At 40.8% G+C, this 16246-nt stretch carries 13 protein-coding genes and 1 riboswitch; of the genes, 11 read left to right on the plus strand and 2 right to left on the minus strand.

Annotated elements, in window-relative coordinates; translation table 11 throughout:
• Window positions 1-9: 9 nt before the first annotated feature.
• From H7R46_RS00800 to lpxC, 5 genes are all read left to right on the plus strand, one after another.
• Window positions 10-936 (plus strand): D-alanine--D-alanine ligase, encoded by a 927-nt coding sequence (locus H7R46_RS00800; RefSeq protein WP_005066802.1) that lies wholly within the window; start codon window positions 10-12, stop codon window positions 934-936.
• Between the two features lie 2 nt (window positions 937-938).
• Window positions 939-1793 carry a cell division protein FtsQ/DivIB gene (locus tag H7R46_RS00805; RefSeq protein ID WP_005066804.1) on the plus strand — a complete coding sequence of 285 codons (855 nt, stop codon included), beginning with the start codon at window positions 939-941 and terminating at the stop codon, window positions 1791-1793.
• Window positions 1794-1853: 60 nt separating this feature from the next.
• The gene (gene ftsA, locus H7R46_RS00810) at window positions 1854-3116 is read left to right on the plus strand and encodes a cell division protein FtsA (RefSeq protein WP_002122057.1); all 1263 of its coding nucleotides are present in this window, start codon (window positions 1854-1856) and stop codon (window positions 3114-3116) included.
• A 164-nt stretch (window positions 3117-3280) separates the two neighbouring features.
• Window positions 3281-4456: a cell division protein FtsZ gene (ftsZ, locus tag H7R46_RS00815; protein WP_002121912.1), complete on the plus strand. Its 1176-nt coding sequence runs from the start codon at window positions 3281-3283 to the stop codon at window positions 4454-4456.
• A 110-nt stretch (window positions 4457-4566) separates the two neighbouring features.
• The gene (gene lpxC, locus H7R46_RS00820) at window positions 4567-5469 is read left to right on the plus strand and encodes a UDP-3-O-acyl-N-acetylglucosamine deacetylase (RefSeq protein WP_002121967.1); all 903 of its coding nucleotides are present in this window, start codon (window positions 4567-4569) and stop codon (window positions 5467-5469) included.
• Window positions 5470-5566: 97 nt separating this feature from the next.
• Here lpxC and H7R46_RS00825 read toward each other — a convergent pair whose 3' ends face one another.
• Window positions 5567-6013: a DciA family protein gene (locus H7R46_RS00825; RefSeq protein ID WP_017387570.1), complete on the minus strand. Its 447-nt coding sequence runs from the start codon at window positions 6011-6013 to the stop codon at window positions 5567-5569.
• A gap of 100 nt (window positions 6014-6113) precedes the next feature.
• Here H7R46_RS00825 and H7R46_RS00830 point away from each other — a divergent pair, with 100 nt between their 5' ends.
• From H7R46_RS00830 to H7R46_RS00850, 5 genes are all read left to right on the plus strand, one after another.
• Entirely contained in the window at window positions 6114-6806 is a 693-nt protein-coding gene (locus H7R46_RS00830) for a M23 family metallopeptidase (RefSeq protein ID WP_002121983.1), read from the plus strand.
• Window positions 6807-7055: 249 nt separating this feature from the next.
• Window positions 7056-9773 carry a pyruvate dehydrogenase (acetyl-transferring), homodimeric type gene (gene aceE, locus H7R46_RS00835; RefSeq protein ID WP_005066811.1) on the plus strand — a complete coding sequence of 906 codons (2718 nt, stop codon included), beginning with the start codon at window positions 7056-7058 and terminating at the stop codon, window positions 9771-9773.
• 2 nt (window positions 9774-9775) lie between these two features.
• Window positions 9776-11764: a 2-oxo acid dehydrogenase subunit E2 gene (locus tag H7R46_RS00840; RefSeq protein WP_005066814.1), complete on the plus strand. Its 1989-nt coding sequence runs from the start codon at window positions 9776-9778 to the stop codon at window positions 11762-11764.
• Window positions 11765-11910: 146 nt separating this feature from the next.
• The gene (locus H7R46_RS00845; RefSeq protein WP_005066815.1) at window positions 11911-12189 is read left to right on the plus strand and encodes a hypothetical protein; all 279 of its coding nucleotides are present in this window, start codon (window positions 11911-11913) and stop codon (window positions 12187-12189) included.
• Window positions 12190-12225: 36 nt separating this feature from the next.
• A riboswitch (yybP-ykoY riboswitch) is annotated at window positions 12226-12411 on the plus strand.
• Window positions 12412-12426: 15 nt separating this feature from the next.
• The gene (locus tag H7R46_RS00850; protein WP_005066819.1) at window positions 12427-13002 is read left to right on the plus strand and encodes a TMEM165/GDT1 family protein; all 576 of its coding nucleotides are present in this window, start codon (window positions 12427-12429) and stop codon (window positions 13000-13002) included.
• A 60-nt stretch (window positions 13003-13062) separates the two neighbouring features.
• Here the strand turns inward: H7R46_RS00850 and H7R46_RS00855 are convergent, their stop codons facing one another.
• Complete coding sequence (locus tag H7R46_RS00855; RefSeq protein ID WP_005066821.1) at window positions 13063-15219, minus strand: TonB-dependent siderophore receptor; 2157 nt, start codon at window positions 15217-15219, stop codon at window positions 13063-13065.
• A gap of 227 nt (window positions 15220-15446) precedes the next feature.
• Between H7R46_RS00855 and H7R46_RS00860 the strand changes: the two genes are divergently transcribed.
• Window positions 15447-16244 carry an MBL fold metallo-hydrolase gene (locus tag H7R46_RS00860; protein ID WP_002121869.1) on the plus strand — a complete coding sequence of 266 codons (798 nt, stop codon included), beginning with the start codon at window positions 15447-15449 and terminating at the stop codon, window positions 16242-16244.
• Window positions 16245-16246: the final 2 nt, after the last annotated feature.

Consider the following 16246-nt stretch of genomic DNA (forward strand, 5'->3'; position numbering starts at 1 on the left):
GATTTAAACGTGTCAAATGCTACAAAATTCGGCAAAGTTGCCGTGTTGTTTGGTGGGAAATCGGCTGAGCGTGCTGTGTCTTTGGATAGTGGTCAGGCAGTTTTGGACGCTTTGTTACGTTCAGGTGTTCAGGCTGAAGCATTTGATCCACAAGACCGCAGTGTGACTGAACTTGTAAATTATGATCGTGCATTTATTGTATTGCATGGTCGCGGCGGTGAAGATGGCCAAATTCAAGGTGTGCTTGAATGGTTAAATCTGCCTTATACAGGAACAGGCGTGCAAGGTTCTGCTATTGGCATGGATAAAGTTAAAACCAAGCAAATCTGGCAGGGTAGCGATTTACCTACAGCGCCATATCGCATTATTACTAAAGAAACAGATTTAGATGCGGTGATTGCTGATTTAGGCTTACCTGTCATTATCAAACCTGTACATGAAGGCTCGAGTGTCGGCATGAGTAAGGTGGAGAAAGCAGAAGACTTTGCTGCTGCAATTGAAAAGGCGACTCAGCACGATGCTGTGGTGATGGCAGAAAAATGGATCACTGGTCGTGAATTCACAATTTCATTCCTCAATGGACAGCCTTTACCCGTTATTCGTTTGCAACCACCAGCAGATGTTGCTTTCTATGACTATGAAGCGAAATATCAACGTAACGATGTAGAGTATGGTATCCCTTGTGGTCTGAGTGAGGCTGAAGAGAAAAACCTACAAGCATTGTGTTTACGTGCTTTTCAGGCGGTAGGTGCAGAAGGCTGGGGCCGTATTGATGCGATGCAGGATGAGCAAGGCAATTTCTGGCTTTTAGAAGTAAACACTGTTCCAGGTATGACCAGCCACTCTTTAGTTCCAAAAGCTGCTAAAGCTGTTGGTTATAGCTTTGATGAATTGTGTGTTGCGATTCTTGAGCAAACATTGGAAGGTACGGCTTAAATATGGCACAACTTCCGGCTTCCATGCGCCGTAAACGTGCGGCCATCACCTCTATTCATGATAAACCGCCTACGCGTAAGCAGAAGCTTGCGAATGCTGGTGGATGGGTGCTGTTGGTTATTGCTTTTGTAGTGCTGGCAGTCGGAATTTATGGGTTATATAAAGTTATTACAGATGCAACAGTTGCAAAACTAGAAGTTGTAGGTTCAGCATCTTCTGTTGAAACCCAACAAGTGATGCAACATGTTGCTCCAATTATAAAAGCGAATTATTTCACATCTGATTTAGAACAGATTCGTGACAAAACATTAGAAATTTCATGGGTAGACCGAGTTGTTGTATCTCGTGCTTGGCCCAATGGTATTCGTGTTCGTGTCATGCCTCGACATGCTATCGCCCGTTGGGGAACAGGTCGCTTGTTAAGCGATGGAGGCGATGTATTTAGTGAGGCGGAGCCGATAATTCATCCTGAACTTCCGTTGCTTCATGGGCCGGTAAGTCAGTCAAAAATGATGATGCGACGCTATAATGAAATTAATCAATTATTCCATCCTGTTAATTTACGCTTAAAAGAGTTATATCTGACTGAGCGAATGACTTGGTTTATGCAATTTGATTCTGGTTTGCGTATTATTGTTGACCAAGATCAAACAATGAATAAGTTGCAACGTTTAAGTCATCTGGCACAATCTGACTTAAAACCAGTGTGGTCGAAAATCTCAGCCATTGATTTGCGATATCGTAATGGATTATCTATTCAATGGAAGAACGCAACACCACCTAAAATTGTGAATGGTCAGTTTGTTGTAACGAGTGATGACACAAGCATTGCAGGTGGAACAAAAGCAAAGCCATAATACGTGGCTTTAAAATAGGCAATTTGCCTGGTATTAAACAACAAAGAAATGGTATGAGTGATGAGTGAAGCTGTTCCCTCAGTTGTTGCGATTGACATTGGGACGCATAAAGTTTCAGTTTTGATTGGAAAAATTCATGCGCCGGATAACATTCAAGTTATCGGTATGGCAACTGCTCGCAATCGAGGCATGAATAAAGGAAAAATTGTAAGCCTCGATAAAGTCATTGCTGCGATTAAAAATGCTGTTGCTGAAGCGGAAAATATGGCCGAATGTCGCATTCATAGCGCATGGGTATCTATTCCGAGTACCGAGTTGCAAAGTTTTTATGCCTCTGGTCGCACACCAGTATCTAATCCAGCACATGTGATTACAACAAATGAAGTCGTGCGCGCGTTAGAATTGGCAAAAGCAAGTCATGTGACTTCTGATTACTATTTAGCAAGTGCAGTGCCGTTAGGCTTTGAGTTGGGTGATTCTGCTGAATGGGTGCAGAATCCAATTAATATGACTGCCCATAGTATGACTGGACATTATCAGTTAATGATGATGCCTATAGCGACTATGCAAAACCTTGATCGTGCCATGAAAGGTGCAAATATCGGGGTTGAAAAAATGGTGGTGTCTTGTCTGGCAACCGCTGAGGCAAGCTTGCTGAAAGATGAAAAAGAATATGGTGTTTGTCTGGTTGATATTGGCGCAGGCATTACCAATCTTGCTGTTTATCTAGATGGCCGTTTAGCTCTAGCACGTACATTGCAACGCGGTGGTGAGCACGTTACACGTGATATTGCTGCTGTATTGCAAACCACGACAGAAGAAGCTGAACGAATTAAAATTCTGCATGGTTGTGTCGATTTAAGTGCTGTTAAGCCAGATCACATGATTCAGGTAGAAGGAATTGATGGCCCTCAAACAATTAGCCGAATTGAGTTGTCAGAAATTATTATTGCCCGTTATGAAGAGATCTTTAGCCAGATTCGCGATGAACTCGAACAAAGCGGTGCAATTCATGGTTTATACCATGGGGTAGTATTGACAGGGGATGCTTGTCAAATAGAAGGTATGGTGAGTTTAGCTCGTCGTATGTTGGGTGTATCTGCACATTTGGGTAATCCGCCGTTACAGGTTTATGCTGATGATCAACATCAAGCAGCCTTACGTCGTTCTATGTATGCAACAGCAGCTGGTTTGCTCATGTTTAGCCAAAGTGAGTTGCAAGATGCTGTTGAAGAGCCTGAAGAGGCAAATGACCGTTCGGTATGGGAACGAATGGTAAATGGCTGGAATGCGTTTAATAGCAAGTTAAAAGCCATTTTTTAGGATGTATGTATTTATTGGTAGAATTGTTAGGAAGTTGTAAGAGAAAACCGCTGTACTTGACAAGGTTGGTATTGCACAGCATTCTTAAAATTAGTTATTTTTGAAAATCAAGGCAGTATACGGGCTGAAGTGACTGCCATAATGTATTAGGAACCCTAAAGGTCATGGCCTCATTTGAATTTATAGAAGATGAACTAAACGATGGCAACGGTCAAGCCCGTTTCACTGTATTTGGTGTAGGTGGTGGTGGCGGTAATGCCGTTCAACATATGGTGCAGTCTGATATTCAAGGTGTTAAATTCGTTTGTGCCAATACAGACAAACAAGCACTGGACTGTATGAATGCACCTTTCAAAATTCAGTTAGGCGAGCAAAGTACACGTGGTCTAGGTGCTGGTGCTAACCCTGAAGTAGGGCAAGTTGCAGCAGAAGAAAGCCGTGAAATCATCCGTCACCACCTTGAAGGTACGGATATGGTTTTCGTTACCGCTGGTATGGGTGGTGGTACGGGTACTGGTGCAGCGCCTGTTGTGGCTGAAGTTGCCAAAGAAATGGGCATTTTGACTGTTGGTGTAGTTACAACGCCATTTAACTTTGAAGGCCGCCGCCGTTTAAAGTCTGCTGAACGTGGTATTGAAGCACTTGAAGCACATGTTGACTCATTGATTATTATCCCTAACCAACGCTTATTGAGCGTATATGGCGATATTTCAATGAAAGATGCTTATAAAAAAGCTGATGATGTATTGTTAAATGCCGTACGTAGTATCTTTGACTTGGTTGTTAACCGTGGTCACATTAACCTTGACTTCGCCGATTTGAAAACTGCAATGAGTACTCGCGGTTACGCAATGATGGGTGCTGGTTTAGGTCGTGGTGAAGACCGTGCGCGTCAAGCTGCTGAACAAGCGATCCGTAGTCCATTACTTGATAACGTAAATATTATTAATGCCAAGGGCGTGTTAATTAATATTACGGGTGGTGATGATATTACGCTACGTGAGACTGAAATTATTACTGACGTTGTGAACCAGATTGTTGACCTTGATGAAGGCGAAATCTTCTACGGTACAGTATTTGATCCAGATGCACGTGATGAATTACGCGTAACAGTGATTGCAACTGGTTTAACTCGTAATGCAGCTGATGCTGAACCAAGAAAACGTAATACGGTAAGCCATGCATCGTCTCAATCAGCTCAATCTGTTGATGAAGATGACGTTCCTGCAATTAATAAGCGTCAAAACGCCGATAATGAAGTCAGTAGCACAGCAAGTTCTACTCCGCGTTCTTCTCCAATGAGTATTCAAGATTACTTGAAAAATCAGCAACGTAAGTAAATTATCGTTAGATTGAATGAAGGGCAGTGTTTAAACACTGCCTTTTTTTATTTTTGATCAATGACTAAATATGCTAACGTATAGCGGTTTTAAAAAAGAAGTTACAAAGCATGGTGAAACAGCGTACTCTCAATCGTGTGGTAAAAGCGAGTGGAATAGGTCTTCATAGCGGTCAAAAAGTGATGATCAATTTCATTCCACATACCGTGGATGGAGGTATTGTATTTCGCCGTATCGATTTGGATCCGCCCGTCGATATCCCTGCTAATGCATTGCTCATTCAAGAAGCTTTTATGTGCTCCAACTTGGTAACTGGAGATATAAAAGTAGGCACAATTGAGCATGTAATGAGTGCGATTGCAGGTTTAGGAATTGATAACCTGATTGTTGAGGTATCTGCTTCTGAAGTTCCAATTATGGATGGTAGTGCTGGTCCATTTATTTACCTTTTAATGCAAGGTGGATTACGAGAACTGGATGCACCGAAAAAATTCATAAGAATATTAAAACCAGTTGAAGCACTCATCGATGATAAGAAAGCAATTTTCAGCCCTCACAATGGTTTTCAATTAAATTTCACGATTGATTTTGACCATCCGGCATTTGCTAAAGAATATCAATCTGCGACGATCGATTTTTCGACTGAAACGTTTGTTTATGAAGTCAGTGAAGCACGTACTTTTGGTTTCATGAAAGATTTGGACTACCTGAAGGCAAACAATTTAGCACTAGGCGCAAGCTTAGATAATGCAATTGGTGTAGATGATACAGGGGTCGTCAACGAAGAAGGCTTACGTTTCGCCGATGAATTTGTTAGACATAAGATTTTAGATGCAGTTGGTGATTTGTATTTGCTTGGTCATCAAATTATTGCCAAGTTTGATGGCTATAAATCAGGACATGCTTTAAATAATCAGTTGTTACGCAATGTTCAAAGTGATCCGAGTAATTATGAAATTGTAACATTTGATGACGAGAGTCAATGTCCAATTCCATATGTGAGCGTGACATAAGTCCTTGTCTTTGCTTGGCTATGTTATAATGTAACATTAAAAAGTGTGATTATAATCACATAATAATAATGATTCTAATTAAGAAATAGAAAGCTCGTCATTTTTTATTGCTTGCCAAACGTAGTAAAGCTTGGCTAAGCTTAGGGTCGCTCACGAAGTCGGCTGCACTACGTAACATTTCTTGTGTTTCCGGGGGAATGGGTTTAGATGGCTCAGATGAGGGTACATTTGGAATATTTTTATTTCTCAATCGGACCTGAATTCGTTGTAAGTCTTTTAACCCTTCAAGCTGAGATAATTTAGATACATATTGGTTCTGTAAATAGCTGAGTTGACTAATCATCGCTTGATTTTCACCAGTAATGATTAAAGAGCCATTTTGATAACACACGACCTGCCATTGTTCCGGTTGGGGCAATAAGGGTTGGATAATTTTCGTAAGTCTTTGCCATTGCGCGACTTGCGTTGTTAGAAACGTAAGGTTTCCTGTTTTTATGTGTTTTCCGGTTTGTTGAAAAACGTTATCGGGTTTAGACATGGTCATTCTCGGATGGATTCTTGTCTTAATCTTAAGCGTTCATTTCAATCGATATCAAGGAAGAGATCATAAGGAACTTGAGTAAGAACAGTTTCAAGAGGTTTTTATGCACACGCGTCGTATTTTATTAGCGTTTTCACTTGCCGCTTCGGCAGCATCAGTTGCTTTTGCAGATTATCAAACAATTAACCAATCTACTGACTCAGATCGATTGGAACAGCTATCAAAAACATTATCTCAAGGTTCATATACTCATCCCGATGATTTAGATCTTCCGGCGAGTGCGAAAGTTTCTGTGACCTTACGCCAAAAAACAGTTGAACTCAACAATGAGTCGCTCGCAAAGAAGTACGGTAACACAACCGCAAAAAATTCTTTTAATGCCTCTTCTTCAAATTCTTACTCTTGGTTAGTTTCTCACCCTCTTCCTGATACTGTACGAGTTTCTTCAAACTTTGGTGGCCGCACTATGGGTGGTCGTGCAGAGCATCATGGCGGATTAGATATGGCTGCTCCGAGTGGCACGCCAATCTATGCTACAGGCCCAGGTATTGTAACTAAATCTGGCTGGGGCACTGGCTATGGTCAATATGTTGAAATTAACCACGGCAATGGTTATTTAACGCGTTATGCTCATGCTTCACGTCTAATGGTACGTGTAGGCGACCAAGTATCTGCAGGTGAACATATTGCTAATGTAGGGTGTACAGGTCGCTGTACAGGTCCACATTTGCATTATGAAGTAGTAAAAGACGGTCAACGTAAAAACCCAACTACTTACTTGGCGATGCTTCCATAAAAGCATAGTTAAAAAAGTAAGGTTATTAAATTTATGAATCTAAAACTAAGCTAAACCTTTTTTAACGCAAAGATTGTATAAAAAAACGCCATTATTGGCGTTTTTTTGTTATTTTGTTTACTGCTCGGTCAATGACTATTCATTCAGAAAATAATAGGGCCCCCCCACATTCACCCGAGGCAATAACTTGAAAGGGGTAAAACGTGGTAAAAATACAAAGTAGATTAGAGAACAAGGAACAGGTGAATTATGGCGTTTTACGGTGACTCCGACGCACAAGAAACCCAAGAATGGCAAGATGCATTCGATTCAGTTTTACAACATATGGGAACTGAACGAGCGGCATTCTTGTTGGAAAAACTTTACCAACAAGCAATTGCTAAGCATGTTCCAATTCAACGTCTCAATACACCTTACTTAAATACAATTTCTGTTGAAGAACAACCTGCAATGCCAGGCGACCAAGATATGGAACGCCGTATTCGTGCATTGATTCGTTGGAATGCCTTAGCAATGGTACTTCGTGCGAATAAAACAGGTGATGATTTAGGTGGACACTTGGCGAGCTTCGCATCAAGTGCAACATTATATGACGTAGGTTTTAACCATTTCTTCCGCGCAAACAGTAATAGCTTTGGCGGAGATATGATTTATTACCAAGGGCACTGTGCTCCTGGTATTTATGCACGTTCATTCCTTGAAGGACGTTTAACTGAAGAACAGTTAAGTAATTTCCGCCGTGAAGTTGGCTGTAACGGTTTACCAAGCTATCCGCATCCATATTTAATGCCTGACTATTGGCAATTCCCAACTGTATCAATGGGTCTTGGTCCAATCATGTCGATTTATCAAGCACATATTCAAAAATATTTGATGAACCGTGGCTTGATCAAAGAAGAAGATCGTAAAGTTTGGGCTTATCTTGGCGATGGCGAGATGGATGAGCCAGAAAGTACTGGTGCTATTTCACTTGCTGGTCGTGAAAAGCTTGATAACCTTATCTGGGTTGTTAACTGTAACTTACAGCGTCTAGATGGTCCTGTACGTGGTAACGGTAAAATCATTCAAGAACTAGAATCTTTATTCCGTGGTGCGGGCTGGCGTGTTATTAAAGTGGTATGGGGCCGTCATTGGGATCCACTACTTGCAAAAGACAGCACAGGCGCTTTAAAAGCGGTAATGGAAGAGACAGTTGATGGTGAGTACCAACGCTATCAAGTGAAAGGTGGTGCATACACACGTGAAAAATTCTTTGGCAAGTACCCAGAAGCTGCGGAACTTGTAAAAGATTTAAGCGATGAAGATATCGATAATCTTAACCGTGGTGGTCACGACCCTTACAAAGTGTTTGCTGCATATGCAGAAGCAATGAAAGCTAAAGGTCAACCAACAGTTATTCTTGCGAAAACTGTTAAAGGTTACGGTTTGTCTGAAGAAATTGAAGCGGTGAACAAAACTCACCAAATCAAAAAAATGCAGATCGACTCTTTGAAATATGTACGTGACCGTTTCAATCTTCCATTTACAGACGATAAGTTAGAAGAGCTTCCATTCTATCGCCCAAGTGAAAACTCTCCAGAAATGAAGTACATGAAGGCGCGTCGTGAAGCGTTAGGTGGTTACCTACCTGCACGTCGTAAAGAGAGTGAAATTTTAGCGATTCCTGAATTATCTGTATTTGATGCTGTATTAAATGGTTCAGGTGGTAAAGAACAATCTACCACTATGGTCATGGTTCGTTTAATTGCTTCTTTACTCAAAGAAAAAGCGATTAAAGACCGCGTAGTACCAATCGTTCCAGATGAAGCACGTACTTTTGGTCTGGAAGGTATGTTCCGTCAGCTCGGTATCTATGCTGCTCACGGTCAAAAATATACTCCAGAAGACCAAGAACAGTTAATGCATTACCGTGAAGCAAGTGATGGTCACATGCTTCAAGAAGGGATTAACGAAGCTGGTGCAATGAGTGCATGGGCTGCGTTGGCAACAAGTTATTCAACGAATAACTTACCAATGATTCCGATGTACATGTACTACTCAATGTTCGGTTTCCAACGTATTGGTGACATTGCATGGGCTGCGGGCGATGCACAAGCTCAAGGTTTCTTGTTAGGTGCAACAGCTGGTCGTACAACGTTGAATGGTGAAGGTCTACAGCACCAAGATGGTCATTCACATATCTTGGCGAACACTATTCCAAACTGTGTATCTTATGATCCATGTTTTGGTTATGAATTAGCTGTAATCGTACATGACGGTTTACAACGTATGTATGTGAACCAAGAGCGTGTGTTCTACTACTTAACTGTAATGAACGAAAACTACGAGCATCCTGCAATGCCTGAAGGCGCTGAGGAAGGCATTAAACGTGGTATGTACTTGTTCGAAAAAGATGAAAAAGCAACTGTCCAATTACTTGGTTCAGGTGTAATTCTTCGTGAAGTAATCAAAGCTGCGAAAATCTTACGTGATGAATATCAAATCCACTCAAACGTTTGGAGTGTAACAAGCTTCAACGAATTGTCGCGTGATGGTATGGCATGTGAAGAATACAACCGCTTACACCCACTTACTGAAGAAGTAAAAGAGTCTTGGGTATCTAAACAGTTACGTGGTACAGAAGGTATTGTTGTTTCAGCAACAGACCATATGCGTGCGTATAGCGAACAAATCCGTGCTTATCTTCCAGATGGCCGCCCATTTGTTGCATTAGGTACAGATGGTTATGGTCGCTCAGATACACGTGCTAACTTACGTAGTTTCTTTGGTGTTGACGCTGCACATATCGTTGTTGCTACTTTGAAAAAATTAGCTGACGAAGGTGAAGTGGATGCACGTTTAGTTAAAGACGCAATTTCTAACTTTGAGTTAGATACTGACCGTCCAGTGGCATGGGCTCCTCAAGCGCATCCAGAAGTTCAGGCAGTTGCTGAATATAATGAAACGCAAACAGGTGAGGGGAACTAAGCATGCAAATTAAGACCCCTGATATTGGTGTAGATAAAGCAGTTGTTGCTGAAATTTTAGTAAAAGTTGGCGACAGCATTGCAGAAAATGACAGCCTTGTTTTGCTTGAGTCAGATAAAGCCTCTGTTGAAGTGCCTAGCACTTCAGCAGGTGTGGTAAAAAGCATCTTAATCAAAGAAGGTGATAGCGTAACTGAAGGTACGGTATTGCTTGAACTTGAAGCTGAGGGTGCTGCACCAGTAGCTCAAGCAGAAGAAGCTCCAAAAGCTGCACCAGCAGCTGAACAAACAGCAACACCGGCAGCGGCTCAACAGCCTTCAACTGCTGCTCAACCAGCAACGGCAACCACTAGCCAAGTGGTTGAAGTTCAAGTTCCCGATATTGGTGTTGAAAAAGCACTAGTTGGTGAAATTTTAGTAAAAGTTGGCGAACAGATTGATGTTGAACAAAGCATCGTTGTGGTTGAGTCTGACAAAGCAACTGTAGAAGTACCAAGCAGTGTTGCAGGTACTGTAGAAAGCATTCAAGTTAAAGAAGGCGATACAGTTAAAGAAGGTGTTGTGCTCATTAAAGTGAAAACAACGTCTGCATCAAGTGCGCAAGCAGAAGCTCCTGCTTCTACAACAGAAGCTCCAGCGGCAGCACCTGCACCAGCTCAGCAAGAAACTGTAGCATCGACTGCTGCTCAATCTGGACCGGTTGATATTAACGTTCCTGATTTGGGTGTAGATAAAGCAGTTGTTGCTGAAATCTTGGTTCAGGTTGGTGACAAAGTTGATGTAGACCAAAGCCTTGTTGTGGTTGAGTCAGATAAAGCAACTGTGGAAGTTCCAAGTACTGTTGCTGGTGTTGTGAAAGCAATTCACTTGCAAGCAGGCCAACAAGTTTCACAAGGTGTATTGCTGGCAACAATTGAAGCTGAAGGCCAAGCACCTGCTGCTGCACCAGCGGCGAAAGCAGAATCAGCTCCAGCTCCGCAGGCAGCAGCGCCTAAAGCAGCAGCTCCTGCTGCGACTCAGTCTGCGCCTGTAGCGTCAACATCTGGTGCTGATAAGTTAACGAAAGAGCAAGAAGCTGAAAATGCTAAAGTATATGCAGGCCCTGCTGTTCGTAAGCTTGCTCGTGAACTTGGTGTAGTTTTATCTCAAGTTAAAACTTCTGGTGAGCATGGCCGTGTTGTTAAAGAAGATATCTTTGCTTATGTGAAGAGTCGTTTAACTGCACCGCAAGCGGCGCCAGTTGCTGCGGCTGCACCAGCGGTTTCGGGTTTGCCAAAGCTTCCTGACTTTACTGCGTTTGGTGGTGTGGAAGAAAAAGTACTGACGCGTTTGCAGCAAGTATCAATTCCTCAATTGTCGTTGAACAACTTTATTCCGCAAGTCACCCAGTTTGATTTGGCTGACATTACTGAGTTGGAAGATTGGCGTAATGAGTTAAAAGGCAACTTCAAAAAAGAAGGTATCAGCCTGACGATTATGGCATTCATTATCAAAGCGGTTGCGTATTTGTTGAAAGAAGAGCGTGAGTTTGCAGGTCATCTATCTGATGACGGTAAATCAGTGCTCTTGCGCAATGAAATCCATATGGGAATTGCGGTAGCAACACCTGATGGTTTAACTGTGCCAGTACTTCGTAACCCAGACCAAAAATCAATTAAGCAAATTGCAGTTGAATTGGGTGTGTTGGGTCAAAAAGCACGTGATAAGAAATTAACACCAAAAGACTTACAAGGTGCGAATTTCACCATTTCAAGTTTGGGCGCAATTGGTGGTACAGCATTTACACCACTAGTGAACTGGCCGCAAGTTGCAATTTTGGGTATTTCACCTGCAACGATGCAGCCTGTTTGGAATGGTAAGGACTTTGATCCACGCTTGATGTTGCCATTGTCATTATCTTATGACCACCGTGTAATTAATGGTGCAGATGCGGCTCGCTTTACTAATAAGCTTACGAAACTTCTTAAAGATATTCGTACTTTATTAATCTAATATTTTTAAATGAATCATTAAAACCTCGCTTCGGCGGGGTTTTATTTTGATATTTAATTTAATTGGTTTTAAGTTAATCTAAAGACGAAAAATGAAGTGTCGAGAGAGGAGAAATTTCTCGTTAGTCGGTAAAGGAGAAAGAATAAATGGTAGGATTTTTAAAAATCATGGTGCCGATTCTATTAATTGTATTTTTATTAATGGGATTGTGGGTGAGTGTTTTACACTTTCCTTGGGAATGGATGACCTACGTTACAATGGGCTTGGAAGTATTTGTAGCAATGCTTATTTTGCCATTTGAATTTCAGTCTCAGCACGTAACTGGCATTAATCATTTTGGATTTATTAACTTAAGTATTTGTTTAGCTTTACTATTGGGTCTAGGACGATTATTGGTTTGGGCGTGGATAAAATTTTTTGCCTGAATGTTTGAAAAATAGAACTACTCGAATATAATAAACGCATACTTCATTGGGGAGTAGCCGCTATTCATTTCTAAATGAATAGGTGATGATCAACATAATTGTTCAACAGAACATGGTCATCATAGCTTAAACGTCTCATCGTTTCCGAGTTGGCAAGACCTTTGATTTACCACTCTGCAGATATTTGGCTAGCAGGAGGGGTAGGTCATAGGCATTTATGCTAGCCAGAGAAACGACATGCAAGAATTTCTGATTTCTACTTCAATTGTTGCCCTCGCTGAAATGGGCGATAAAACTCAATTATTGGCCCTTTTACTGTCTGCACGTTTCCGTAAGCCAATCCCTATTCTTATTGCGATTCTTTTAGCTACTCTAATTAATCATGGTATTTCTGCTGTACTTGGACAGTGGATTACAACCGTGCTGAGCCCCGAAATTTTAGTCTGGGTCCTTGCCGCTGGCTTCATTGGTATGGCGTTCTGGATGCTTATTCCAGATAAGCTCGATGATGAAACAGATAGTATTAATAAATGGCAAAAATTTGGTGTTTTTGGTGCAACCTTTATCTTGTTTTTCTTAGCAGAAATTGGTGATAAGACTCAAATTGCAACAGTGGCTTTAGCGGCACGTTATGACAGCATTTTCTGGGTTATGCTTGGTACAACAATAGGTATGATGATTGCCAATGCACCCGCTGTATTTATTGGTAATAAACTGGCTGAACGTTTACCCATCTCGCTCATTCATAAAATTGGTGCCGCTATTTTCTTAATTGTAGGTATCTCTACTTTAATACAGTATTACTTCTTCTAAGGCATTTAAAGCTGCTATAAAAAACGCACTCGAATAGAGTGCGTTTTTTTATAGGTAATTTTAATAGTTAAATTTCATAGTAAAGTTAATTTGACGTGGATTACCTAAAGTCACCAAATTTTCATTTAAGGCACCTGCATAATAATCTTTATCGAATAGATTACGGATCGCAAGTTGAGCACCCCAATGTCCTGCATCATAGCCAGCTTCTGTATCAAATACGGTATAGCCTGGAATATGGACATCTAACTTATCCATAGTTTTATAGGTTTCACCTCGGAATCCACCGCCGACATACCAACCAAGTTTTGAGGCAGGGTCAAATTTATAACGAGCCGACAGGCTGTAAGCATGCTCAGGAATATTGTCGAGTGCTTTTCCTACATTGCTCGCGTTTGCATCTTTACTAATTTCAGCATCAATTGTGTAGGTATAGGCAGCTGTTAATTTTAAACCTTCTAAAATTTCTGCGCTTAGCTCAGTTTCAATACCGCGAGTTAACTGTTCGCCACGTTGTACTTTATAGCCACTATTCGCACTATCAGTGACTAAAACATTTTGACGTTTTAAATCGTACCAAGCGATAGCACCTTGAACTCGTTGATCTGGGCTTTGTAATTTCATTCCGACTTCAACCTGTTTCCCTTCTTCAGGTTTGAACGGATTAGTATTTACATCAGTACCGCTATTTGGGGTAAATGAAGTGGCATAGCTGACATAAGGAGCCACAATGTCATTAAGGGTATACATGACAGAGGCACTGCCCGTAAATGCATTGTCTGATTGTTTACTTGTACTGCCAGTCACCAAACTTGTGGTTTGAGTTTGTGCCCAGTCTTGACGACCAGATAAGCTTAAAAGTAATTGGTCATTAAGCTGAATGCGGTCACGTAAATAAAGCCCTAAATATTTGAGACGATTGATATCACGAACATTTTGAGTCAATTTTACATTTTGACCGTAAACGGGGTTATAGATATTTAAATCGCCAATATCGTATTTATCATTGGTGTAGTCACTTTTTTCCTGAAAAGCATCTACCCCAATATTAAGGTCGTGTTGCATGCCATATAAATCAAACTGTTTATTGAAACGGTTATCGATGGCAAAGCTTAAATTATCAATAATTTGGTGGCGGCTATTATTTTTACGGCTAATGGTTGTGTAGTCGATTTCACCTTGTTTGTTTTTTGCCCAAAAGTTGTTACCCGTGCGAGCAAAGACAGCGGTACCATCCATTTCAGTTTTTTGTACGGCAAAGTTCTGATTAAAGTTCCAACCGTTATCAAAAGCGTATTTAAAGGTATAACCTGTACGGTAAACATCGGCCTCATATTTACCAAAATTAGGATCGCCAATATATAAACTTCGGTCTATAGCGCCGTTAGGGTTATCTTTTAATGTACCAATGACAGGTAACCCTTGTTGACGGATGTATTCGCGATGCTGATAGCTTGCGATGACAGATAGATCAGTGTTATCCCCTAATTCAAAGTTATAAGAGGGAGAGATGTAGTAATTTTTAAAATACACATAATCTGTTGGGTCATCTTGGTCAGAGATACGACCATTTAAACGGAAAGCACCTTTTTCACTATTATTAGGACTATAGTTTAAATCGAACGTTCCTTCTTTAAGGTTGTAGCTGCCATAAGTCATAGTGGCCCGAGCAAAGCTTTCAGCTTGAGGGCGTTTAGTCACTAAGTTGACCATACCTCCTGGAGCAACCAAACCAAAATTAATAGAGGCAGGCCCTTTTAAAACTTGTACCTGATCCATGCCTGATAACTCAGTAGCAACATACGTATTTTGGCCTACTCTTAAACCATCTACATAAACTGAATCAGAAGAAGTTTGTCCTCGAATAATGAAATCATCCCAACCACGACGACCAAGTTTCCCAGCTCCAACACCTGCAACGCCTTCAAGGGCATCTGCTAAAGTTTTTGCTTGTTTTTGGTCAAGTTGCTCGCGGGTTACTACCGAAACCGACTGAGCAGTTTTAAATAAGGGTGCATCTGATTTTAAGGCAGAGTTTGCTTTCGTTGCGACATAAGGTGAAGTGCTTTCTTTTTGCGCTTTAACAGAAATCGTGGGGAGAACACTGGTCGAATTTTGTTGTTCTGTTATTTCTTCAGCGTGACTTGCTGTCATCGAAGTAAAAATAGCAACTGCTAACAATGTTTTTGATGTTGAAAAACGGAAGGGTTGATTCATGGGAGGCCTAAGCAGCACAAAAAGTAAATTTGATAATGAGAATTATTTTAATTTATTGTGGGGTAATTTTAAATAACATTATGATTCATTTATAAAATAAGAAAAGCAAAATCAATTTTAAAATATTATTAGAAAAATAAAGTAGTTTATTGCAAGAGTTACTGAATCCCTTTATTTTAGTATGGATATAAAAATATCTAATATTTAAAGTTTTTTTGGGGAATTGTATGGGGTTTGAAAAAACAACATCGCAGATATTATTTGATAATGGCGTACATAAATGTATTAGTTTTACCAGCTTGGTTAAAGGGGAAGGCATCCAAGCCAATCAATTTTTAATTATTGACCATGAACGTGCTGCTGTAATTGATCCGGGTGGCGATTTGACCTACGTTCCATTAACGATGGAATTAAATAAATATACACGTTTGAAAAATCTAGACTATGTGATGGCCTCGCATCAAGATCCGGACATTATTACTTCAATGCCACGCTGGCTGGTTTATACCGATGCTAAAGTCGTTGCATCAAAATTATGGGCACGTTTTTTACCACACCTAAATTCCTCATTTATGAGTGAGCGAATGAAAGGGAATTGGGAAGACCGTCTTATTGAGCTGCCAGATCGTGGTCAAGTGATTCAATTAGGTGAATCAAAGCTTGTGGTAGTTCCCGCTCACTTCTTACATTCGGTGGGTAATTTTCAGTTTTATGATCCAGTTGCTAAGATTCTGTTTTCTGGCGATATGGGTGCCTCGATTGTTGAAGATGCTAATCAGCCTTTAAAAGATTTCGATACGCACGTCATGAAAATGAAGGCTTTTCACCAACGCTATATGTGTTCCAATAAAGTTATCCGTTTGTGGGTAAACATGGTGCGCCAGATGGATATTGAAATGATTGTGCCTCAGCATGGTAGTCCATTTATGGGTAAAGAAATGGTCAATCAGTTTTTAGACTGGATTGAGACCTTGCCATGCGGCGTAGATTTAATGAATGAGCAAATTTTTAGTTGTCCTACCTAAAT

Origin of the sequence: Acinetobacter sp. BEC1-S18-ESBL-01 (genome assembly GCF_014169935.1) — a bacterium.
In the GTDB taxonomy this organism is placed as follows: Bacteria; Pseudomonadota; Gammaproteobacteria; order Pseudomonadales; family Moraxellaceae; genus Acinetobacter; species Acinetobacter pittii.

Coding starts and splice junctions, on each gene's coding strand:
- H7R46_RS00805 (WP_005066804.1), top strand. CDS start 939: ATGGCACAACTTCCGGCTTCCATGCGCCGTAAACGTGCGGCCATCACC.
- ftsA (WP_002122057.1), top strand. CDS start 1,854: ATGAGTGAAGCTGTTCCCTCAGTTGTTGCGATTGACATTGGGACGCAT.
- ftsZ (WP_002121912.1), top strand. CDS start 3,281: ATGGCCTCATTTGAATTTATAGAAGATGAACTAAACGATGGCAACGGT.
- lpxC (WP_002121967.1), top strand. CDS start 4,567: ATGGTGAAACAGCGTACTCTCAATCGTGTGGTAAAAGCGAGTGGAATA.
- H7R46_RS00825 (WP_017387570.1), bottom strand. CDS start 6,013: ATGACCATGTCTAAACCCGATAACGTTTTTCAACAAACCGGAAAACAC.
- H7R46_RS00830 (WP_002121983.1), top strand. CDS start 6,114: ATGCACACGCGTCGTATTTTATTAGCGTTTTCACTTGCCGCTTCGGCA.
- aceE (WP_005066811.1), top strand. CDS start 7,056: ATGGCGTTTTACGGTGACTCCGACGCACAAGAAACCCAAGAATGGCAA.
- H7R46_RS00840 (WP_005066814.1), top strand. CDS start 9,776: ATGCAAATTAAGACCCCTGATATTGGTGTAGATAAAGCAGTTGTTGCT.
- H7R46_RS00845 (WP_005066815.1), top strand. CDS start 11,911: ATGGTAGGATTTTTAAAAATCATGGTGCCGATTCTATTAATTGTATTT.
- H7R46_RS00850 (WP_005066819.1), top strand. CDS start 12,427: ATGCAAGAATTTCTGATTTCTACTTCAATTGTTGCCCTCGCTGAAATG.
- H7R46_RS00855 (WP_005066821.1), bottom strand. CDS start 15,219: ATGAATCAACCCTTCCGTTTTTCAACATCAAAAACATTGTTAGCAGTT.
- H7R46_RS00860 (WP_002121869.1), top strand. CDS start 15,447: ATGGGGTTTGAAAAAACAACATCGCAGATATTATTTGATAATGGCGTA.